Genomic DNA, 19,707 nt, shown 5'->3' with positions numbered 1-19,707 from the left:
CCCATGCGCGTGTTTTCAAAATTATGCTTCGCCGTGTGTAGCAGTAGCATTTTGTTTTTAACCGGTTGTCAGAGTCTGAGCCAGCCCAATAAAGTGATTACCTCACCACAACTACAAGACGAAAATAATTTTAACCTGCAAGGCAAAATCGGTGTCCGCACACCGCAACAATCTGGCAGTGCATTTTTTACATGGGTACAGCAACAGGATCAGTTTGATATTGAGCTGACCGGTATCCTCGGCGTAGGTAAAACCCAGATTGAGGGCAAACCTGGTCAGGTCACCTTAAATAGCGCTAAAACAGGCTTGATTACGGCCGCAACACCAGAAGAATTACTGGAAAAAGCAACCGGTTGGCAAGCGCCGATTATGCATCTTGCCTACTGGATTCAAGCCAAACCCGCAACCCAGAATGCTCAAGTCAGTAAAGATGAGCAAAATCGTCTTAAACAGCTGATTGAAGATGGCTGGACTGTAGATTTCAGTTATAACGATGCACAAACGCTTCCGAATAAGCTTTTGTTGAAGCAAGCTCTTGCAGACGGTAAAGAAAACCGTATTACAATGGTGATTCAAAACCGATAATTTTTAGATTATTTTTTATGATTAGAGCACCTTCCCCCGCCAAGCTGAATTTGTTTCTGCATATCACCGGTCGTCGTGACAATGGTTATCATGAATTACAGACCATTTTTCAGTTGATTGATTTATACGACTGGATGACTTTTGAACCGCATGCGGAAGAAAATATTCAGATTGAAGGTCTGGCAGAAGTACAACTCGAACAGAATTTAATCTATCGCGCTGCACAGTTATTACGTCCGCATGCCAAAAAACCATGTGGGCTGAATATCCGGATTGAAAAAAATATTCCGATGGGTGCTGGGCTGGGTGGCGGTTCGTCCAATGCCGCGACCACCCTGATTGTGCTGAACCAGCTCTGGCAATGTGGCTTAAACGAGCAACAACTCGCCGACTATGGTGTACAGCTGGGTGCGGATGTTCCTATCTTTGTTTTTGGCCGCAATGCTTGGGCTGAAGGCATCGGTGAACATTTATCATTCATAGACTTAGCTCAAAAAAAATTCATAATCCTGAAACCTGACTGTTTTATCAGCACTCAACAGCTTTTTTCGCAAAAAACATTGACAAGAGACTCTAAGATCACTAAATTTTGCGCCTATCAGATAGAACCTTCTAATTTTGGAAATAACTTTGAACCTCTGGCTCGACAGTTATACCCTGAAGTAGAAGAAGCAATGCAGTATTTAGATCAGTTTGGTCGAGCAAAGCTTACAGGTACAGGTGCTTGTGTTTTTATTGAAGTAACCGGTGAAATGGATACAACGCAAATTTTGCAAAACTCGCCTTGTAAATCTTACTTGGTCAACAGTTTAGCAGAGTCTCCGTTAAGACATTTCTCAGTTACACGTTAGGGGCGTCGCCAAGTGGTAAGGCACCGGGTTTTGATCTCGGCATCCGTTGGTTCGAATCCAGCCGCCCCTGCCAATTTTCACCTGTAGATGTATATGTAATAGGGGCGTCGCCAAGTGGTAAGGCACCGGGTTTTGATCTCGGCATCCGTTGGTTCGAATCCAGCCGCCCCTGCCATTACATATCATCGAATTTAGGGGCGTCGCCAAGTGGTAAGGCACCGGGTTTTGATCTCGGCATCCGTTGGTTCGAATCCAGCCGCCCCTGCCATATCTTTAGACAGACTTGTTTTGTATCGATATTTGCTCAAATATATTGACATTGTCCTATAAAACGATTAAAGTTCTGCCGCATTAGGGGCGTCGCCAAGTGGTAAGGCACCGGGTTTTGATCTCGGCATCCGTTGGTTCGAATCCAGCCGCCCCTGCCATATAATAGATTGTTTCCAAATTACCCGTTGGAAAAATTAAAATTTTTCCCTTGCGCTCGGTCGAAGCATAGCTTCGCTTAACCCTCGCTCAGGTGCTTCATGCCCAATCTTGTCGTTTTTAGTGGAAGTGCTCATCCACAGTTCGCCCAAAAAGTCGTAAGCCATTTACATATCCCACTCGGTGCTGCTTCTGTAAGCAAGTTCTCTGATGGGGAAATTTCAGTTGAAATTACTGAAAATGTTCGTGGTAAAGACGTTTTTATCGTCCAATCTACTTGTGCCCCAACCAATGATAACCTGATGGAAATCTTGGTGATGGCGGATGCTTTGCGTCGCGCAAGTGCTGGTCGTATCACTGCCGTCATTCCTTACTTCGGTTATGCCCGTCAGGATCGTCGTCCACGTTCTGCACGTGTACCGATTACTGCCAAAGTTGTTGCAGACATGCTAACAACTGTAGGTATTGACCGTGTAGTCATGATTGACTTACACGCAGACCAAATTCAAGGCTTCTTTGATATCCCGGTTGACAACATTTACGGTACGCCAGCGCTACTGGCTGACTTACGTCAACAACAACATCATAACCTCGTTGTGGTTTCACCTGACGTTGGTGGTGTTGTTCGTGCCCGTGCTGTTGCCAAGCAAATGGGTGATATCGATTTAGCCATCATTGATAAACGTCGCCAAAAAGCAAATGAATCACAAGTGATGCATTTGATTGGTGATGTAAAAGATCGTGACTGTGTCATCGTTGATGATATGGTCGATACAGCAGGTACGCTTTGCAAAGCTGCCGATGCACTAAAACAATTTGGTGCTCGTCGTGTTGTTGCTTATGCAACCCACCCTGTTTTATCTGGCAAAGCCATTGATAACCTTCGTAATTCTGTGATTGATGAACTGGTTGTTACAGACACCATTCCACTTTCAGATGAAGCCTTGAGCCTCGGCAAAATTCGCCAGGTTTCGGTTGCGAGCATGGTTGCTGAAACAATTCGTCGTATTAACAACGAAGAATCTATTAGCGCAATGTTCGATAGTTATCTATAATAGCCCAGCTTTTTTTCTTAAACCCTAGCTCGCTAGGGTTTTTCTATCACTAAACTGGTCGCAAGTTTAGTTCATTAAACTCCATTGAGGATATGCCCATGGCAAACTTCGTATTAAACGCTCAAGCACGTGAAGTCGCACAACAAGGGAAAGGTTCGAGCCGCCGCCTTCGTCACGCTTCACAAATTCCAGCAATCATCTACGGTGGTAGCGCTGAGCCTGTAGCAATCACTTTAGAGCTTCGCGAAATCGTTAAAGCTTTAGAAAACAATGCTTTCTTCGAAGAAGTGATCGAAATCAAAATCGGTGACAAAGTTGAAAACGTTAAAATCCAAGCGTTACAACGTCACCCAGCGAAAAACACACCTATGCACGCTGACTTCAAACGCGCATAAGTGTTAAAGGCGTAAATTAGTGTCAAATATTTCGCTAATTGTCGGTTTGGGCAACCCTGGAAAGGAATATGCCCAAACCCGCCATAATGCAGGCTTCTGGTTCGTTGAACAGCTTGCAGACCGTTATGGCATTTCCCTAAAAGCTGATCCTAAATTTCATGGATACAGCGGTCGTGGTCAAATTGAAGGTCGCGACGTACGTCTATTACTTCCCACCACTTTTATGAACCGTTCTGGTCAAAGTGTTGTCCCTTTTGCCAAATTTTATCAGGTTGCACCAGAAGCAATTTTAATTGCCCATGATGAACTGGATATGGACCCTGGCATCATCCGTTTAAAAACAGGTGGCGGACACGGCGGACATAATGGTCTTCGTGATATCGTTCCGCATATCGGTGCAAATTTCCATCGCTTACGCATTGGCATTGGACATCCAGGTTCCAAAGAACGTGTTTCTGGTCATGTGCTCGGCAAAGCGCCTAGTAGTGAACAAGCTCTAATGGATGCAGCCATTGATCATGCCTTATCAAAAGTGAAAATGCTGGTTGACGGACAAGTATCACAGGCAATGAATCAAATTAATGCTTATAAACCCGCTTAAACTGAATTGTTGATCAATCACGCTTGCCATATTGCATTTTTAGGCGCAAAATGCGCATCAAACCGCCCCTAGCCCGCGGAAAACGTGACAAGTCAACCATAAGATAATCATCTTAGGTCTTACTCAGGAGACGCTAGCCATGCTATCTCGTTTATTAAAATGTAAAATTCACCGTGCAGTTGTGACGCATGCAGAGCTTCATTATGAAGGTTCTTGTGCAATTGATGGCGTATTAATGGACTTGGCAGGAATTCGTGAATACGAAGAAATCCACGTATGGAACGTTACGAATGGCAAACGTTTCACCACTTATGCAATCCGTGGTGAAGACGACTCAGGCATTATCTCGGTCAATGGTGGCGCAGCCCATCAAGCTGATGTGGGTGATCTAGTGATTATCGCAACTTTTGGTGATTTTACTGAAGTTGAAGCCAATCTTCACAAACCACGTCTGGTATATGCAAACCCGGACAATACCGTGAATCACACCGCAAACTGTATTCCGGTACAAATTGCATAAAGCATAAAAGATTCCTAAAAAGCCATGAGCCGCGAATCAAGCTGCTCATGGCTTTTTTTATTGGCACCCCAAACCGTCCTCCCCTATTCGCATAAAAGCTGTCCTACTTCAGCTCAAGCCTGATTTTACGCAAACAGACTTGAAAAACATCGCCAGGCTTTGTTTAATAAACAGACAATAACGATAATTTGATCAATATGGATATGCTTAATATTCTCAGCAAAGTCAGCCTTTTTGCTGAATTGGATGGTTCGACACTTGAGAGCTTGATTCCCGCTTGCCATATTCGTCATCTACAAACCGGACAAACTCTGTACTGTGCCCATGATATTGCCGATCATGTTTATATTGTGATTTATGGGCGGGTCAAGCTCACCACCACAACGGGAGTATTGACTTACTATGGCCGTCATGAACTGGTTGGCGAAACCGGTGTGATTTCCAATCAGCCACATCATTGTACGGTGAATGCAGTTCGGGACACTGCACTGATTGGTATTCCACAGCAACAATTTTTGGATTTCATCCATCAGCATCCTAAAGTCCTGTTCGCTTTATCCCGGCTGATCATTCATCGCTCGCAATCCGAACAGCAGCATAGTCATGCCATGGGCAGTAGCCGAACGCTCTCTGTTATTCCTGTCTCGGCCCATATCCCTGCCACCCATTTGGCAGAAAAACTGACTGAACATTTACAGCGCTGGCCGCATGTTCGCTTGGTGTCAGCAGCCCATGTCGATGCCCTGTTTGGGTCTGGTTTTAGTCAAACCCCATTGGATTATAGCCCTGCAGATTTACAGCTCAGGCAGTGGCTTGCCAGCTTGGAAGAAAAACATTGCTATGTCCTGTATGCTGCCGATAATAGTGAAGATGAATGGTCAAAACGCTGTTTACATCAGGCGGACCGAATTCTGATTCTGGCAGAAGCCAATCAAACCCCGACTCGAACCCCACTCTCGTATGTGCTCAGTCAACATGACTGGCAAAGCCCGATCGAACTGGTTTTGCTGCGTTCCGAAGGTGATCCTTCTCCCCACACCCTATTATGGAAGCAGCTTTATCATGCCCGCGCCCACTATTTTGTCCACCCCTGGGCGCAAAATGATATCTGTGCGGTAGCACGACAGATTTCCAGTCAGGGGGTTGGGTTGGTGCTGGGTGGCGGCGGTGCTCGTGGATTCGCGCATATCGGTTTGATTCGTGCCCTGGAACAGCTACATATCCCGATTGATATTGTCGGTGGAACCAGTATGGGGGCATTTGTTGCGGCGCTGGTGGCATGTGGTTTTGATAGTGTCGAAATGACCCATATCGCCTATGAGACTTTTGTGGCACGTAACTATCTGAATGATTACACCATGCCTCGGGTTTCCCTGATTCGGGGACAACGTTTCCATAGCCGCCTGCATGCCATCTTTGGGCAACGGCGGATTGAAGAACTCAGACAGACCTATTACTGCATCTCCACCAATCTGACCACCGGACAGGCGGTCATTCATGATCAGGGGGAACTTGCCACCTGGGTTGGCACCAGTATGAGTGTGCCAGGCGTTGCACCCCCTGTGGCCTGGCATGAAAATCTGCTCTGCGATGGCGGTGTGATCAATAACCTGTCCACCGATGTCATGCAAAATCTGGAAAGAGGCACCATTATTGCCAGCAATGTCAGCTTGCATGATGATATTCGCGTTCCCGGTATCGGACTGGAAGAACCCGATTAGAGTGCCCTGCTCAACTGGAATAAAATTATTAAAGATAAGCTGTTACACGCACCACGACTGGCTGAGATCCTGATGCGTACTGCGACCCTTGCCAGCGATACCATGATTCAAAGTGCAGCGATTGAACGGGCGAATTTACACATTCGTATGCCGATTGAGGGAATTGGCATGTTTGACTGGCATAAGCTGGATGAACTGGTCGAACGCGGATATGAACATGCGCTCGAAATGCTATTGCCTATTCGGGATACACTTCCCTCATCTTGAATTTAGCTTCCCGATCCGGTCATAGCGGACTGAATCTGGTAACGCTCCAGCAATGTATCTAAATATTGATAGGTCTCAGGATCTAACTGCTGCATATAGCCATCAAGGATTCGATGGCACTCCTGCTGCTTTGCGACAGGCATGCGTCGCATGATGTCAAATGTCACTTCCCACTGGGAACGCAACAACGAAGCATAGGCAATATGGTGCAGGACCTGCTCATCAATTTGTGCAATTGCGCGCGCGACCACGTCTCTGGCCTCATCTTGCATATAATTGACAATCACCAGCATATCCGTCCATAAATCACAACGGTCAGCCGCCTCAACAATACTCTGGATAATCTCGACCCGTCTTAAGGCCGGCAAATTAGCAACAAAATGCTGGGCTTGTGCTGACAGGCAAGCCACCACCGGTAGCATATCTTCCCACAACTGATCTTCTTGCGCAGCCTGAATAATGGCATTGATTACAGGCTCGCCTTGCAGAACCGCCAGATCACCCAGCTCCTGCTTCAACCCATAACTGATGTAACTCATCAAGGCCAAAACTTTTGGCCAGATGAGACGCTGTGCCGGATCACCAATAATCAATAACGCTTTCTCGATCCGCTGTTTCGGTAAGACATGCACCAGATGGTCAATTTGCTCGCGTGACTCAATAAAAAATGCAATTTCCAGCAAGTCACTTTCACTCTCGACCACTTGCGCCACATCTTGTAATACCGCATCGGACAGCATACTGACGAAACGCCCCATGGTGACAAAGTCACGTTGTTCCAGTAGAACTCGGGTAATCTCCGTAATCTGATGCGTGGTGAGATAGCCCAACAATTCTCTTGCCAAGCGTGGGTCGAGATACACCGAGATAGCAGCTACAGTTTTGGCAGGTAAATGCTTTACGATGCGATAAGAACTTTCTGTCGATAAATACACGGCAATTTGTGCCACGATAAATGGCTCTAAGCAGTGTTTGACCATAAAAACACTGATCCAGCGCGGCAACCAGCTTACCCAGGCAGCCAAATAACGGAAGCGTTTTTTCTGCTGATTTTGTAATCGTTCTAATATGGCAAAACGGAATTGTCTTAAATTTTCTGGTGCCAAAGGCTGCAAAAAGGCTAATTCAGCTTCAGTGACCTTCAAGATACGCGCCAATTTGATTAACTCTGCCTGTACCGCGAGTCGAGTCATAAGCTTGCCCCCTAGGCTTTATCTCGGAACAGCCAACGTAGAAAAAAAGGAGTTTGATACAAACTCTGATTCATTTTCTGATCTTCATGTTCTAGGGTATGTTGTAATTGTTGGTTGAGCCAGGCCAGCTTTTGCGGGTTTAATTGAGAAAATGCCTTCAGGCTCATGACAGGCCGATGTAATTGTTGTGCTAGCTGTTCCAGCTCGATTTTATCTGTCTTTTCCATGATAGAACCTACTCCAGATTATTGTTGTTTTATCTTTTCAGTCTATGCTCAATTGAAATCGATTACCAGTTGCACTGATCATGATAGAAAGTAGCGTCAAGTCTCAGCAGTTTTCTTCATTTTTATAGAACGATACATTCTATAAAAAGTTGCCTTTTCACTTAAAAATCTGGCTATAATCGACGTACATCGCTTCAGGGCGGGGTGAAATTCCCCACCGGTGGTAAGTTAGGCAACACAATCAAATGACCTACCCAGCCCACGAGCCTGTATATATTTTTATATACTCGCAGATTTGGTGAGATGCCAAAGCCGACGGTATAGTCCGGATGAAAGAAGACGAAACCACTGAAACACGCTTTTGCGTTGTTTTGGTGTACGCTTATTTTTTACATCAGTCCTGAAATGTTCAACCGTATCCTATTTACGAGAGCGTTTCATTATGTCTAGTTTAATTCAACCCGAACTTTTCTTCTCAGCCCTTTCCCCTGCTGAACAACGTATTCAACAAGCTTTAGAAGATATCCGCCAAGGCAAACCTGTGTTGGTGATGGATGACTTCGACCGTGAAAATGAAGCTGACCTGATTATTGCAGCCGAAACACTGACTGTTGAAACCATGGCACAAATGATCCGGGATGGTTCAGGTATTGTATGCCTATGTTTGACTGAAGCGCTGGCAGATCATTTAGAACTTCCACCGATGGTCGTGGATAACTCAAGCCAGTTTAAAACTGCGTTTACCGTGACCATTGAAGCAGCACAAGGTGTAACCACAGGTGTATCGGCCAAAGACCGCGTCACTACCGTTTTGGCAGCCACCAAAGATGGGGCTGTAGCGAGTGATCTAAGCCGTCCTGGTCATGTGTTCCCTTTACGTGCACGTGAAGGTGGTGTTCTGACCCGTCGTGGTCATACCGAAGGTACGATTGATCTGGCGCGTTTGGCAGGTTTAAAACCATCAGGCGTATTATGTGAACTGACCAACCCGGATGGTTCAATGGCGTCAGGTATTCAAGTGTTAGCTTATGCACAAACCCATGGCTTGACCGTGATCAGCATTGAAGAACTGGTGCAATACCGCTTAAAACATAATGTCTGATTAGACATAAAAAAGCCTCGATATTTCGAGGCTTTTTTTACTACCTGGATTTTAAGAAACCTTACGTTCTGCATTCAGTTCAGCCACCGTTTCAATGAGCTGGCTAAATTGAGAAATTTGCGTTACCGGCTGTGCCTGAGCCAGTTCCTCTGCCCGACCATAACCATAATTAACGGCAATGGTTTCAATCCCGTTGGCACGTGCACCCATAATGTCATATTGACGATCCCCCACCATGATACATTGCTGGGCATCGAGATGTTCTTGCTCAAGAATATAGGCAATCAAGTCCGCTTTATTGGTCCGCTCACCGGTTAGCTCACTGCCATAGATGGCGGTAAAATATTGATCCAGCTTGAAATGAGCCAAAATTTGTTTGGCAAAGACCACGGGCTTGGCGGTGGCAAGAAATAATCGATAGCCTTCCGCCTGTAATTGCTGCAGTGTTTCTGCGACTGAAGGATAAACTTCATTTTCAAATAAGCCTGTCACTGAAAACCGCTCACGGTAAGCTAGTAATGCCTGCTCAGCCAGTTCATCATCCTGGGTATTGAGTAATTTTGCCAAAGATGCTTTTAAGGGTGGGCCAATGGTCCAGTCCAGATCCACGTCATCAGTCAAAGGTTGACCTAACTTTTGCAAAGCAAAACGAATTGAACCATGAATTCCTGTTTTAGGGTCAGTCAGCGTCCCATCTAAATCGATGAGAATATTTTTGATCGTCATTCGTTCAATCTCTTGCAGCCTTACACAACAGAGTCGAGAGTTTCTCGAAACTTCCCTATACTACCGTATATTGAAGACTAAAAGGAAATTGCAGTGCGTCCGACCGTGCTTTGTTTTTCAGGTTTAGATCCATCTGGCGGGGCTGGCTTACAGGCAGATATTGAAGCTATTGGACAAAGTGGTGCGCATGCTGCCATTGCCTGTACCGCATTAACCATCCAAAACTCACAACAAGTATTTGGCTTTGAAGCCACTTCAAAAGAATTGCTCCTTGCACAGGCCAATGCCGTGGTCGGTGACTTGCCGATTAAATGTGTAAAATCAGGCATGCTGGGCACAACTGATAATATTGCTGCACTGGCTGAATTCTTGCGCGCCCATCCAGACTATCTCTATGTCCTAGACCCTGTTTTAGTCGCAAATAGCGGTGGTTCATTGGGTGACCAAGCCACATTAGTCAAAGCCTTTGTTGAATTGATTCCTTTAGCGACGGTAATCACGCCCAATACGGTTGAATTAAGAGCTTTAACCGGTCTGGAAGATATTGAACAAGCCACGCAAAAACTGTTTGAAATAGGTGCAAAAGCAGTATTGGTCAAAGGCGGCCATGAAGATACACCTGATCATATCCGTAATGTGCTTTATGCAGATGGAAAAATGCTTGCAGAAAGCCGCTGTCCACGCTTAGAAGGTCAATATCACGGTTCAGGTTGCTCTCTGGCAAGCTTCATTGCAGGACGTTTGGCACTGGGTGATTCTTTAAAAATTGCCGTTCAACATGCCGAAACCTGGTTGTTTGGCGTACTGAAATGGGCAGAAACCCCTGTACCCAATGGGCAAAAGATTCCAAAACGCTTTTAAGCGCTGCAGAAACCGGTCGTTTTTTCAAAAAATTTTCACTAAAAAAGGCGCATCAAGCGCCTTTTTTAGTTCCATCAGATTACTGTGGAATACGTAAAACCTGTCCCGGGAAAATGTCATCGGCATTTTTAAGTAACGGACGGTTCGCTTCAAAAATCTTGTTGTACTGGTTCGGATCGCCATAATATTCTTTTGAAATCTTCGATAGGTTATCGCCTGATTTCACGGTATAGAATTTACTTTCTGGTTCTGGTGTTTCCACAGTCATCTGATCATCCACTTTCGCAACATGATCTGTGTTTCCGACCGCCAATACGATCTTTTCTTTATCGGCCTGACTTTTTACCTGACCTTTAATTGTTGCGGTATCTGTACTGCCATTATAGGTCACAGACAAACCTTCAACCCCTAGACCCAAACTCTTAATCAAACCTAATAACTTATTTGCAATCTCTTGAGCTGATGGTTCAGCTGGTGTTGCTGGCGCAGCTTGTGGCTCTGCTGGTGCTGTATTTTTCTTACCGATACCTTTAACAAAATCAAAAAGACCCATTGTTATTACCTCTGTAATTATTAATCTCAAATCGTCAAAATAGACTTACTTTAGTTATACCGAAAAAAATAATCACTCGAGTTTCAATTTAAAGCGGTCTTGTAAATATATGTATATCCACTAAAACTCAGGATATTTTCTGCTCTTGTTCAATAGCCCATAAAAAAGCCACCTGACGGTGGCTTTTTTATCATGCAAGCTGATTAAGCAAGTTTCTTAGTTACGTAATCGATTGCAGATTGAACAGTTGTGATTTCATTTGAATCTTCATCTGGAATCGTGATGTCAAAATCGTTTTCGAAAGACATTACAAGTTCAACCAAATCTAAAGAGTCAGCACCTAAGTCATCCATGAAAGATGCTTCGTTTTTAATCTCTTCAGCACGCATACCTAATTGTTCAGCTACAGCTTGTTTGATGCGTTGTTCGATATCGCTCACAGGAATTCTCCTCATTGCTTGTGGCGTTTTAATTTGCCACTAGTTTAATTGAATATAAAAATTTTTAAAAGTTTATACATCGCCAGTTAGGCCATGTATAGACCACCATTTACGTGTAAAACTGTACCAGTAATGTAACTCGCCTTATCGCTGGCAAGGAAACTCACTGCATCAGCAATATCTTGAGGTTCGCCTAGACGATTTAAAGCTACTTGATCAGTCATTTTTTTACGAATCTCTTCGCTTAACTGATCAGTCATTTCAGTGGCAATGAAACCAGGTGCAACACTGTTCACTGTAATCTGACGGCTCCCCATCTCTTTTGCCAAGCTACGACTGAATGCTTCAATCCCTGCTTTCGCTGCCGAGTAGTTCGCTTGTCCAGGATTGGCAAAATGAGCAACCACTGAACTAATATTAATAATGCGGCCGAAACGTGCTTTGGTCATGCCTTTCAATACACGCTTAGATAAGCGGTATACCGCTTTCAGATGAATATTGAGAATGTCATCCCAGTCATCTTCCGACATACGCAGCAACAAATTATCTTTGGTAATGCCTGCATTGTTAACCAATACCAGCACCGAACCATATTTTTGTTCGATATCTGAAACCAGTGCATCAATCGCAGCACCATCACGCACATCGAGTACAGCACCTGCACCATGTTCAGCAAAGCTTTCTGTCAGCTTTTGCGCGCCTGCTTCAGAAGTTGCGGTGCCAACCACAAAAAAACCGTCTTGAATGAGTTGCTGTGCAATTGCAGCGCCAATACCGCGGCTTGCTCCTGTCACTAACGCAACTTTTCGTTGTTGTGTCATGCAATTTTTCCTTCTGCCACTAACACTGCGTTTAGGGCATCTTCCATACGTGCTTTGCTATCAATGGCAAATGCTTTTTCTATGTTCGGTAATCGCTTGGCAAGATTGCTGAGCACAGTCCCTGGTCCACATTCAACCATGTACTGGATTCCCTGATCTTGCAGATATTGCATGGTCCGTGTCCATTGAACCGACTGGTACAATTGGGCTGTTAAGGCCTGACGTAACTGCGCAACATCTGTCGCGATTTCCGCGTTGACATTTTGTATTACAGGAAGGCATGGTAGCTCAATGGCAGTTTGTTCCAAAGCTTCAGCAAACTTTTCTGCTGCCGGCTTCATCAAGGTACAATGTGAAGGCACTGAAACTGGCAATGCAATCGCTTTACCTGACTGCTCTTTTGCTTCAGCCATCACTTGCTGAACCAATGCAGCACTACCCGCAATCACAACCTGTCCCTGTGCATTGTAATTTGCAGCTTCAACAGAACCTTGACCCGCAGCAGAGACCTTTTCACAAAGTTCAACCACTTTGTCATCTGCCAAGCCAAGAATTGCTGCCATTGCGCCTTCGCCTTGAGGAACAGCGCTCTGCATTAATTGACCGCGTAAATGAACCAGTTTAACCGCATCAGCTAAAGTCATGGCTTCTGCTGCAACAAGCGCACTGTATTCCCCTAAAGAGTGCCCAGCAAGGTACTTTGGCACAATTCCACCCAGTTCTAACCACACACGCCATAAGGCAATACTTGCAGTTAATAACACAGGCTGGGTGTTTTCAGTCTGGTCTAAACCTTCACCGCTCTGGGCAATATGCCAAAGATCAAAACCAAGTGCTGCCGATGCTTCTGCAAATGTGTCTTGAACGACACTAAATTGCTCTGCAAGTTCAGCCAACATACCTGCTTTTTGTGAACCCTGACCAGGAAAAACAAATGCTGTTTTTGTTGCTTGAGCAGCCTGCTCAAGTCGCTTAGTCGACATATAAAAATCCTTAAAATGGTCTATCGCCAATTTCATCAACATGCATGATTCTACATGAGAATGACAACAGACTCTTTTCCGATGCGGCAATTTACCATTGATTAAATCGTTTTTTAATTGCGAAAAACAACAAAAAAGGGAGCTTTCGCTCCCATTTTTTCTATACTTTAAGCTAACGCTTAATGCATATGGTTCAATTATTCAGCATCAGCTGCTTTAGCGAATAATTGACGACCACGGTAGATACCATCTTTAGTCACGTGGTGACGACGATGAGTTTCACCCGTAGTTTGGTCTACAGATAATGCATTCTCGGTTAAAGCGTCATGTGAACGGCGCATGTCACGGCGAGAGCGACTTTTACGGTTTTGCTGAACGGCCATGATGGCTCCTTACAAAGATCGAAAAAATGGATCAGAAACAAATTCAGTTGTCTTAACTCAACATTATATCACAAATTATGAGTTAAGTTTACCCTTCAAACTTGCCAAAACATCAAACGGATTATCCCGTTTCTCTTCGACAACGTCCTGAATGGCAGGTCGATGCTTATGCTCACAAACATCATGCTTGGGAGATAAAGGCATCAACAATAACAGTTCATCTTCTAGTAGTGCGAGCAAATCAATCGAAGCAGGTGTATCAAAATCACCTTTTTTCGAAGACTCGCTTTCACCTAAAACGATGAAATCAGCATCCTCATCCAAGCGCTCTATCAGTGACTCATCATCGATCAAGGCCAAATGAAAATCTGAAACAAGTTCAGTTTCAACAGTATCCAGACAACGCTGGCATTCCATTGGAACTTTCGTTTCAATACGTCCATCCAGCCATACAATGCGATGATATGCATCCATTGATAGCTTACAGTCTACGTTGATCAATCGATCATTAATTGATCCAACAGCTTCACGAGCGATACGAGCAAAGCGAGACAATGGCAGTGTGCCTGACCATGTAAAGCCCTGTTCAGCCCATTTAAACGGCTCAATCTGTGCCGGAAAGGTATTTGCTGACATAATTAAGGCGGCAATTCTACAAATTCATCGGTACTCTGTCAAAGATTAAGATACAATTTTGCACTTCTTTAGACAGAACTCGGGGTAAATTAAGCAATGCACCTGTTGCAGCCGCAACTTGAAGTAACAACTTCATTACTTGTAAGCACCCATTCAACCTCTGCTCCTGCATTAACGCCAGATCAAGTGCAACGCTCATCTTGGCAAAAGTTAACATCAGAACCAGAACAGGTCGATTGGCTTATTTTACACTTTAATCACTGGTTTTCCCACCATAATGTCACACTAGTTAAAGGTGATTTTGAACCAGAATATTTCCCGGCGGAAAATGGACAGCCTGCAAGAATCCAGTTTGCCCACGGTTTCTTTAATAGTGCCCTGCATGAAATTAGTCACTGGAGCATCTCTGGTGCACAGCGTCGCCTACTCCCGGATCTGGGATACTGGTATGCGCCAGATGGTCGAACTGCTGAACAACAAGCGCTGTTTGAGCAGGTTGAAATCAAGCCACAAGCCATTGAATGGTTGTTTGCAAAGGCTTTTGGCCGGAAGTTCCGTGTCTCTTTAGATAACTTGACCGGCGATGGCGGTAATGGTCAGCAATTTAAAGATCATGTCTTTGCTCAGCTACAAGATTATTTTTCAGGTGAAGCCAAGTTACCACGCGATGCTGCGCATTTTATTCATTACATCTGTCTATGTACCCGTCATGGCCGACCGTTACAACTCGATGAATTTAAACGTGAAGACCTTGATTAAAGGACAAAATTGTCACATCTAATGCTTGCAACTTGACCGCAACCCGCTTCATACTCAAATTAGCCATATAGATCAGGGAGTTCAAAGATGTTGCATTTACATATTCATCCCGAAAATCCACAGGCACGCTTAATCACACAAGCAGTGGAACGTATTCGTGCTGGGGATGTGGTGATTTATCCGACCGATGCGGCCTACGCCATCGGTTGTCAGATCGGAAATAAAAATGCGATGGAACGTATTGCACAAATTCGTGGTCTGGGGCCAAAGCATCAATATGCCATTATGTGCTGTGACCTCTCTGACATTGCGACCTATGCCAAAGTCGATAATGCCATGTATCGTTTATTAAAAAATAATACACCTGCTGTCACCACGTTTATTTTGCCGGCGACCAGCGAAGTACCAAAACGTTTAATGCATCCGAAGAAAAAAACCATTGGCCTGCGTATTCCTAGTAATCCTGTTGCGCAAGCTTTATTAAAAGAACTCGGTGAACCGTTACTGACCAGTACTTTAATTTTGCCAGATCAGAAAGACCCACTGGATGATCCATACGATATTGAAAACCAGTTGGGTAAACGTATTGATGTGTTTATTGACAGTGGTTTCGGGACCTTATCAACCACCAGTATTGTCGACCTGTCAGGAGAGAATCCTGAAATTGTGCGTCGTGGTGTCGGTGATGTCAGTGCTTTTGAATAAGGACTGACACCCGCTCTCTTCTCCCAAGCTTAGGCATAGGGAAAGTTTGGACATTGCGCCAGAACTTGCTGGGTACTTTGTATGTTCTGGCCAGACATATTAAAAATTTCGATTTCAAATGACAGCCGATCTTCAATTAAAAGCCCATACACCTTGGTTCTTGTGCTTTGTTTAAGCGTCTGAAAGTTTTTTAGAAAGATACAGCTTTGCTGCTGAAGCTGCGCAGCGCTGACCGGGTTATGACCTTCACCTCGTAATTTCATCTTCACCCTAATCTTCGGGTAGGAATTAACGGCGTGAATATCCATTTTCCACTTCGAAGCCGTCGGGTTGGCGCGATGATTAATCTTGCTGACGATCAATCTGCCTAAATACTGCCTTAACAGTTCTTTTTGAACAGAAGGATTGTTCCAGACAAAAAAACTTCCGATCAGAACAATCGGTAAGGTCAGCATCAGGCCAACAATTATTTTTCTTTTCATTGAAGTGATATACCGCAATATTTCTCATTAAAACGACGAACAACAACTCAGATTTCAAAAAAGTCTGATAATCGCTGTTTCTGGAATCCCTGTGCATCAAAATTTGATGGATTTAACCACTGTAAGTAGCATTGTTGCAGTGTCGGCCACTCCTCATCAATGATTGAGAACCATGCAGTATTACGGTTACGGCCTTTAGTGATGCGGTCTTGGCGGAATAGCCCCTCATATTGAAAACCAAAGCGTAAAGCCGCTGCTTTAGAGGGTGCATTGCAGTCATCACATTTCCACTCTACCCGTCTAAAGCCCTGTTTGAAGCATTGTTGTAACAATAAAAATATGGTTTCCGTCGAGGCTTTGGATTTTTTCATCTGATGTGAGTAGTACACATTACCGATTTCAATCGCTCCATAGTTTAATCGTGGGTTCAATAGCGCAATCCAGCCCTGAACTTTGCCATCCACTTCAATCAGAAAATGGGTGGAACCCTGAAAGCCAAATAAATCATCTAAGCTTTGTTTTAGTTGTGTTTTGCTCTCTGGCGCAGAATAAGGTAAATAGGTCCAGCATGCCGCATCAGGCTCAGTTTCTACAGCCTGCCAGATTTCAGTTGCAGCCTGATCGGAAATTTCACCGTCAATATGAAGCAGTTGAACGTATTGCCCCGTCAGATTTTGCTCAATGGGTAGACAGGGCTGATGATCAATGGCAAAGCCAACACTTTGTCCAAACGGATTTTGTTGCGTTTTTAAATATTTTTTCATGGCAATTTATAATTAAGAAGCAAACATGATTTTCGCTGCTCATTTAAGCATAAGTTTTTTAGCTGACCTAGCTGATCCTACATAAATAGGAAAAATACCCTGAGAAGTTTAAGGTTTTTGTAAGTCAGCAATTTATTAAATTTGGGTTTTCGAGTAGAATGAGCGTGCTCTTGGTAGCATGTGCCTTTCTTGCACAAAAATTATATCTTTTCATGCTTTTGAAAATTCGCGTGGCTTATAACGGTAATGAACCAAATTCTCCCCCAAACTTTGGAGTCCACTCCTTCCATTCGCGTGCTTGACGAGTGGCAAGAAGTCATACCTGAAGATTTGTATATTCCACCTGCCGCGTTTGAAATTTTACTGGAACAGTTTGAAGGGCCGCTGGATTTCCTGATTTACCTGATCCAAAAAAATGGCTTTGATCTATTACAAGTGGATATTTCACCGATTGCCACCCAGTATCTGTCTTATATGGACAGTATGAAATCGTTGAATATCGAACTGACAGCGGATTATATGGTGATGGCCGCGCTTCTGGCGGATCTGAAATCACGTCTGTTATTGCCCAAACCTGCTGTTGTCGATCAATTTGAAAAAGATCCAAAACAGGAATTGATTGACCGTCTGGAAACCTATTTACGGATTAAACAGGCTGCCGAACGATTGGGACAAATGCCGATCTTCGAACGCGATACCTTTAGTGCCAATGTCAGTCTGGGGCATATTGCACCGATTTATGAAGGCTATGATGTCGCTGCCTTACATGATGCATTATTTTGTGTATTTAACCGCCCTGAACCGGTCACGCATGTGGTCGCGCAGGAACCCGTCTTGCTAGAAGAACGGATTGCCTTTATTGAAAGCCAGCTCGCATTAGGTGAAGCGTTGAGTTTTATTGAATTATTAAATCCCCAGCAAGGTCGTATGGGGATGGTGGTGACCTTTATGGCCGTACTTGAACTCACACGTCAGCAAAAAATCCAGATTATTCATACTGGTATTGAAGCTCCGTTGACCATTCAGGGAATTGCCGCATGAGTTTAGAACAGTTAGAACAAAATGAAAGCCTGTCACTTGAAGACATTCATCACGATGTTTTATTACAAATCGAAGCGATCCTGTTCGCCAGTGACTCACCAGTTTCGATTGCCCGTCTAAAAGAAGCCTTTCAAAACCAATATAATAAACAACAATTACGGACCTTTGTGCAGCAACTGGCGATGTTGCAGCATGGCCGTTCGGTTGAATTGATTGAAACGGCGCAAGGCTTTCGTTTTCAGGTGCGCGCCAAATATCGCAATATCATTGCACAAGTCTGGCCGGAACGTCCGACCAAGTTATCACCCTCATTACTCGAAACTGTCGCAGTGATTGCTTATCATCAACCTGTAACCCGTGCCGATATTGAGCAGATTCGTGGTGTCTCTAATAACAGCCAGATTTTAAGAACACTTTTTGACTGGAACTGGATTAAAGAAGCCGGTTTCAGAGATTTACCCGGAAGACCTGCGTTGTTGATTACAACGCCCCAGTTTTTAAATGCTTTTGGTTTAGCTTCGCTAGGTCAATTGCCTCCCCTGCAGAACGCCAAGGAAGCATTCATGGCTCTCGATGCACATGCGCCGAAGTCTTGAGAAGGTGAACTGTTGATCATTATGTCTAAGGTTGTGCTGTCATGAGTGAAAAATTACAAAAGGTTTTAGCGAGAGTCGGGCTCGGCTCGCGTCGCTATATGGAGGAAGTCATTGCTGCTGGTCGTGTCAGCATCAATGGTCGTATTGCCCAGGTCGGTGAACGTATCGAACCAGGTGATGAACTCCGTATCGATGGTCGTAAAGTACAGTTCCAGATTGAAGACGAAATCCGTCGTCGTGTGTTGATTTACTATAAGCCAGAAGGTGAAATTTGCTCACGCAATGACCCTGAAAAACGCCCAACCGTATTTGATCATTTACCTCAAATTGCCAATGACCGCTGGGTCATGGTGGGTCGTCTGGACATCAACAGTACAGGTCTGTTGCTATTCACCAATGATGGTGAACTTGCCAACCGTTTAATGCACCCTTCAAACGAAGTTGAGCGTGAATACGCGGTTCGTGTCATGGGTGAAGTGACACCGCAAATTCGCAACAACATGCTCAAAGGTGTTGAGCTTGAAGATGGCCCTGCGAAATTTGAATCTTTCTCTGAAATTGGTGGTGACGGCATCAACCGCTGGTATCAAGTGGTGGTAAAAGAAGGTCGTAACCGCGAAGTACGTCGTATCTTTGAATCACAAAGCCTGAAAGTCAGCCGCTTGTTACGTACTCGTTACGGCACGGTGATTTTACCGCGTGAATTACGTACCGGTCGCTGGATGGAACTGGATAAAACCGATATCGACAATTTAGCCAAATCAGTCGAGTTAAAACCACGTCAAGGGACCGGTCTATTCGGCATGGCAAAACGTCGTACCGAACGTATGGCAGATAAGCCAATGGCTGCACGTCGTGGTGGATATTTACGTCAACAGCGCCGTGATGATGAACAAGATCAATCACAGCAACGTTCAAGCGGCAATAGCAACAATAACAATGGTCGTAAAACCATTGGTTTCAACAAAGGCTTTAAAAAGTTTTAAGCCTGAGATCTGAAATAAAAAAACGCTC

At 44.5% G+C, this 19,707-nt stretch carries 24 protein-coding genes, 4 tRNA genes, 1 pseudogene and 1 riboswitch; of the genes and pseudogenes, 18 read left to right on the top strand and 11 right to left on the bottom strand.

The genetic code is table 11. From position 1 onward, the window contains the following. Positions 1-3 precede the first annotated feature (3 nt). The 11 genes and pseudogenes from lolB (at position 4) to IEV39_RS14910 (ending at position 6,421) form a co-directional block, all read left to right on the top strand. Positions 4-585, top strand: a complete 582-nt coding sequence (gene lolB / locus IEV39_RS14960; protein ID WP_005283912.1) for a lipoprotein insertase outer membrane protein LolB — start codon at positions 4-6, stop codon at positions 583-585. Between the two features lie 17 nt (positions 586-602). Continuing rightward, entirely contained in the window at positions 603-1,436 is an 834-nt protein-coding gene (gene ispE, locus IEV39_RS14955) for a 4-(cytidine 5'-diphospho)-2-C-methyl-D-erythritol kinase (protein WP_005283909.1), read from the top strand. Continuing rightward, positions 1,435-1,509 (top strand) — tRNA-Gln (locus IEV39_RS14950). The genes ispE and IEV39_RS14950 overlap by 2 nt, the downstream gene beginning before the upstream one ends. Positions 1,510-1,536: 27 nt before the next feature. Next, positions 1,537-1,611: transfer RNA gene (locus IEV39_RS14945), tRNA-Gln, on the top strand. 18 nt (positions 1,612-1,629) lie between these two features. Further along, positions 1,630-1,704 (top strand) — tRNA-Gln (locus IEV39_RS14940). Between the two features lie 85 nt (positions 1,705-1,789). Further along, positions 1,790-1,864: transfer RNA gene (locus IEV39_RS14935), tRNA-Gln, on the top strand. 99 nt (positions 1,865-1,963) lie between these two features. Further along, positions 1,964-2,917, top strand: a complete 954-nt coding sequence (locus tag IEV39_RS14930; protein WP_004770906.1) for a ribose-phosphate pyrophosphokinase — start codon at positions 1,964-1,966, stop codon at positions 2,915-2,917. A gap of 98 nt (positions 2,918-3,015) precedes the next feature. Next, on the top strand, positions 3,016-3,312 hold the full coding sequence (gene rplY, locus IEV39_RS14925; RefSeq protein WP_005229026.1) for a 50S ribosomal protein L25: 297 nt from the start codon (positions 3,016-3,018) through the stop codon (positions 3,310-3,312). A gap of 19 nt (positions 3,313-3,331) precedes the next feature. Continuing rightward, the gene (gene pth, locus IEV39_RS14920) at positions 3,332-3,913 is read left to right on the top strand and encodes an aminoacyl-tRNA hydrolase (RefSeq protein ID WP_005229025.1); all 582 of its coding nucleotides are present in this window, start codon (positions 3,332-3,334) and stop codon (positions 3,911-3,913) included. 139 nt (positions 3,914-4,052) lie between these two features. After that, on the top strand, positions 4,053-4,433 hold the full coding sequence (gene panD, locus IEV39_RS14915; RefSeq protein ID WP_004655255.1) for an aspartate 1-decarboxylase: 381 nt from the start codon (positions 4,053-4,055) through the stop codon (positions 4,431-4,433). A 197-nt stretch (positions 4,434-4,630) separates the two neighbouring features. Continuing rightward, a pseudogene (locus tag IEV39_RS14910) lies at positions 4,631-6,421 on the top strand (patatin-like phospholipase family protein). A 2-nt stretch (positions 6,422-6,423) separates the two neighbouring features. On the opposite strand, the gene IEV39_RS14905 reads toward IEV39_RS14910, so the two are convergent. Together IEV39_RS14905 and IEV39_RS14900 are read right to left on the bottom strand one after the other, a co-directional pair. Beyond that, entirely contained in the window at positions 6,424-7,614 is a 1,191-nt protein-coding gene (locus tag IEV39_RS14905) for a hypothetical protein (protein ID WP_005283895.1), read from the bottom strand. 11 nt (positions 7,615-7,625) lie between these two features. Next, positions 7,626-7,841: a hypothetical protein gene (locus tag IEV39_RS14900; protein WP_005283893.1), complete on the bottom strand. Its 216-nt coding sequence runs from the start codon at positions 7,839-7,841 to the stop codon at positions 7,626-7,628. A 187-nt stretch (positions 7,842-8,028) separates the two neighbouring features. Beyond that, positions 8,029-8,186: riboswitch (FMN riboswitch) on the top strand. A 97-nt stretch (positions 8,187-8,283) separates the two neighbouring features. On the opposite strand from IEV39_RS14900, the gene ribB reads away from it, so the two are divergent. Beyond that, entirely contained in the window at positions 8,284-8,943 is a 660-nt protein-coding gene (ribB, locus tag IEV39_RS14895; RefSeq protein ID WP_004804956.1) for a 3,4-dihydroxy-2-butanone-4-phosphate synthase, read from the top strand. A 51-nt stretch (positions 8,944-8,994) separates the two neighbouring features. On the opposite strand, the gene IEV39_RS14890 is transcribed toward ribB, so the two are convergent. Then, complete coding sequence (locus IEV39_RS14890; protein ID WP_005283890.1) at positions 8,995-9,669, bottom strand: HAD family hydrolase; 675 nt, start codon at positions 9,667-9,669, stop codon at positions 8,995-8,997. A gap of 93 nt (positions 9,670-9,762) precedes the next feature. Between IEV39_RS14890 and IEV39_RS14885 the strand changes: the two genes are divergently transcribed. Then, positions 9,763-10,530 carry a hydroxymethylpyrimidine/phosphomethylpyrimidine kinase gene (locus IEV39_RS14885; protein WP_005283885.1) on the top strand — a complete coding sequence of 256 codons (768 nt, stop codon included), beginning with the start codon at positions 9,763-9,765 and terminating at the stop codon, positions 10,528-10,530. Between the two features lie 79 nt (positions 10,531-10,609). On the opposite strand, the gene lysM is transcribed toward IEV39_RS14885, so the two are convergent. The 6 genes from lysM to IEV39_RS14855 form a co-directional block, all read right to left on the bottom strand. Then, a complete protein-coding gene (gene lysM / locus IEV39_RS14880) occupies positions 10,610-11,083 on the bottom strand; it encodes a peptidoglycan-binding protein LysM (protein WP_005229019.1) in 474 nt (157 codons plus the stop codon). 203 nt (positions 11,084-11,286) lie between these two features. Then, positions 11,287-11,523 carry an acyl carrier protein gene (gene acpP / locus IEV39_RS14875; RefSeq protein WP_005229018.1) on the bottom strand — a complete coding sequence of 79 codons (237 nt, stop codon included), beginning with the start codon at positions 11,521-11,523 and terminating at the stop codon, positions 11,287-11,289. An 86-nt stretch (positions 11,524-11,609) separates the two neighbouring features. Then, a complete protein-coding gene (fabG, locus tag IEV39_RS14870; protein ID WP_005229017.1) occupies positions 11,610-12,344 on the bottom strand; it encodes a 3-oxoacyl-ACP reductase FabG in 735 nt (244 codons plus the stop codon). Next, positions 12,341-13,327, bottom strand: coding sequence for an ACP S-malonyltransferase (gene fabD, locus IEV39_RS14865; protein ID WP_005229016.1), 987 nt, complete (start codon positions 13,325-13,327; stop codon positions 12,341-12,343). Before fabD ends, fabG begins: the two co-directional genes overlap by 4 nt. A gap of 197 nt (positions 13,328-13,524) precedes the next feature. Next, entirely contained in the window at positions 13,525-13,710 is a 186-nt protein-coding gene (gene rpmF, locus IEV39_RS14860; RefSeq protein WP_004638135.1) for a 50S ribosomal protein L32, read from the bottom strand. A gap of 75 nt (positions 13,711-13,785) precedes the next feature. After that, positions 13,786-14,346 (bottom strand): YceD family protein, encoded by a 561-nt coding sequence (locus IEV39_RS14855; RefSeq protein WP_005229015.1) that lies wholly within the window; start codon positions 14,344-14,346, stop codon positions 13,786-13,788. A 96-nt stretch (positions 14,347-14,442) separates the two neighbouring features. Between IEV39_RS14855 and IEV39_RS14850 the strand changes: the two genes are divergently transcribed. Together IEV39_RS14850 and IEV39_RS14845 are read left to right on the top strand one after the other, a co-directional pair. Next, on the top strand, positions 14,443-15,105 hold the full coding sequence (locus IEV39_RS14850; RefSeq protein ID WP_005283882.1) for an elongation factor P hydroxylase: 663 nt from the start codon (positions 14,443-14,445) through the stop codon (positions 15,103-15,105). 87 nt (positions 15,106-15,192) lie between these two features. Then, positions 15,193-15,810, top strand: a complete 618-nt coding sequence (locus tag IEV39_RS14845) for an L-threonylcarbamoyladenylate synthase (RefSeq protein ID WP_004770885.1) — start codon at positions 15,193-15,195, stop codon at positions 15,808-15,810. A 29-nt stretch (positions 15,811-15,839) separates the two neighbouring features. Here IEV39_RS14845 and IEV39_RS18570 read toward each other — a convergent pair whose 3' ends face one another. Both IEV39_RS18570 and IEV39_RS14835 read right to left on the bottom strand, forming a co-directional pair. Further along, positions 15,840-16,292 (bottom strand): hypothetical protein, encoded by a 453-nt coding sequence (locus IEV39_RS18570; RefSeq protein ID WP_227554528.1) that lies wholly within the window; start codon positions 16,290-16,292, stop codon positions 15,840-15,842. 47 nt (positions 16,293-16,339) lie between these two features. Beyond that, positions 16,340-17,056, bottom strand: a complete 717-nt coding sequence (locus IEV39_RS14835; protein WP_005283877.1) for a GNAT family N-acetyltransferase — start codon at positions 17,054-17,056, stop codon at positions 16,340-16,342. A 246-nt stretch (positions 17,057-17,302) separates the two neighbouring features. On the opposite strand from IEV39_RS14835, the gene IEV39_RS14830 reads away from it, so the two are divergent. The 3 genes from IEV39_RS14830 to rluB are packed head-to-tail and all read left to right on the top strand — an operon-like array spanning position 17,303 to position 19,679. Beyond that, a complete protein-coding gene (locus IEV39_RS14830; RefSeq protein ID WP_005283875.1) occupies positions 17,303-18,097 on the top strand; it encodes a segregation and condensation protein A in 795 nt (264 codons plus the stop codon). Next, positions 18,094-18,693 carry an SMC-Scp complex subunit ScpB gene (gene scpB / locus IEV39_RS14825; RefSeq protein ID WP_005283872.1) on the top strand — a complete coding sequence of 200 codons (600 nt, stop codon included), beginning with the start codon at positions 18,094-18,096 and terminating at the stop codon, positions 18,691-18,693. The genes IEV39_RS14830 and scpB overlap by 4 nt, the downstream gene beginning before the upstream one ends. 41 nt (positions 18,694-18,734) lie before the next feature. After that, positions 18,735-19,679: a 23S rRNA pseudouridine(2605) synthase RluB gene (gene rluB / locus IEV39_RS14820; RefSeq protein ID WP_005283870.1), complete on the top strand. Its 945-nt coding sequence runs from the start codon at positions 18,735-18,737 to the stop codon at positions 19,677-19,679. Positions 19,680-19,707 lie beyond the last annotated feature (28 nt).

It is taken from the genome of Acinetobacter courvalinii, assembly GCF_014635545.1.
Taxonomy (GTDB): Bacteria; Pseudomonadota; Gammaproteobacteria; order Pseudomonadales; family Moraxellaceae; genus Acinetobacter; species Acinetobacter courvalinii.
This window is presented reverse-complemented; position numbering and strand designations above follow the sequence as displayed.

What these genes read in the sequence shown, in the direction of transcription:
- IEV39_RS14835 (WP_005283877.1), bottom strand. Translation starts at nt 17,056, where the DNA reads ATGAAAAAATATTTAAAAACGCAACAAAATCCGTTTGGACAAAGTGTT.
- IEV39_RS14890 (WP_005283890.1), bottom strand. Translation starts at nt 9,669, where the DNA reads ATGACGATCAAAAATATTCTCATCGATTTAGATGGGACGCTGACTGAC.
- IEV39_RS14855 (WP_005229015.1), bottom strand. Translation starts at nt 14,346, where the DNA reads ATGTCAGCAAATACCTTTCCGGCACAGATTGAGCCGTTTAAATGGGCT.
- IEV39_RS14930 (WP_004770906.1), top strand. Translation starts at nt 1,964, where the DNA reads ATGCCCAATCTTGTCGTTTTTAGTGGAAGTGCTCATCCACAGTTCGCC.
- ribB (WP_004804956.1), top strand. Translation starts at nt 8,284, where the DNA reads ATGTCTAGTTTAATTCAACCCGAACTTTTCTTCTCAGCCCTTTCCCCT.
- IEV39_RS18570 (WP_227554528.1), bottom strand. Translation starts at nt 16,292, where the DNA reads ATGAAAAGAAAAATAATTGTTGGCCTGATGCTGACCTTACCGATTGTT.
- IEV39_RS14900 (WP_005283893.1), bottom strand. Translation starts at nt 7,841, where the DNA reads ATGGAAAAGACAGATAAAATCGAGCTGGAACAGCTAGCACAACAATTA.
- IEV39_RS14850 (WP_005283882.1), top strand. Translation starts at nt 14,443, where the DNA reads ATGCACCTGTTGCAGCCGCAACTTGAAGTAACAACTTCATTACTTGTA.
- panD (WP_004655255.1), top strand. Translation starts at nt 4,053, where the DNA reads ATGCTATCTCGTTTATTAAAATGTAAAATTCACCGTGCAGTTGTGACG.
- fabD (WP_005229016.1), bottom strand. Translation starts at nt 13,327, where the DNA reads ATGTCGACTAAGCGACTTGAGCAGGCTGCTCAAGCAACAAAAACAGCA.
- rpmF (WP_004638135.1), bottom strand. Translation starts at nt 13,710, where the DNA reads ATGGCCGTTCAGCAAAACCGTAAAAGTCGCTCTCGCCGTGACATGCGC.
- IEV39_RS14905 (WP_005283895.1), bottom strand. Translation starts at nt 7,614, where the DNA reads ATGACTCGACTCGCGGTACAGGCAGAGTTAATCAAATTGGCGCGTATC.
- IEV39_RS14830 (WP_005283875.1), top strand. Translation starts at nt 17,303, where the DNA reads ATGAACCAAATTCTCCCCCAAACTTTGGAGTCCACTCCTTCCATTCGC.
- fabG (WP_005229017.1), bottom strand. Translation starts at nt 12,344, where the DNA reads ATGACACAACAACGAAAAGTTGCGTTAGTGACAGGAGCAAGCCGCGGT.
- rplY (WP_005229026.1), top strand. Translation starts at nt 3,016, where the DNA reads ATGGCAAACTTCGTATTAAACGCTCAAGCACGTGAAGTCGCACAACAA.
- ispE (WP_005283909.1), top strand. Translation starts at nt 603, where the DNA reads ATGATTAGAGCACCTTCCCCCGCCAAGCTGAATTTGTTTCTGCATATC.
- scpB (WP_005283872.1), top strand. Translation starts at nt 18,094, where the DNA reads ATGAGTTTAGAACAGTTAGAACAAAATGAAAGCCTGTCACTTGAAGAC.
- IEV39_RS14845 (WP_004770885.1), top strand. Translation starts at nt 15,193, where the DNA reads ATGTTGCATTTACATATTCATCCCGAAAATCCACAGGCACGCTTAATC.
- lysM (WP_005229019.1), bottom strand. Translation starts at nt 11,083, where the DNA reads ATGGGTCTTTTTGATTTTGTTAAAGGTATCGGTAAGAAAAATACAGCA.
- lolB (WP_005283912.1), top strand. Translation starts at nt 4, where the DNA reads ATGCGCGTGTTTTCAAAATTATGCTTCGCCGTGTGTAGCAGTAGCATT.
- rluB (WP_005283870.1), top strand. Translation starts at nt 18,735, where the DNA reads ATGAGTGAAAAATTACAAAAGGTTTTAGCGAGAGTCGGGCTCGGCTCG.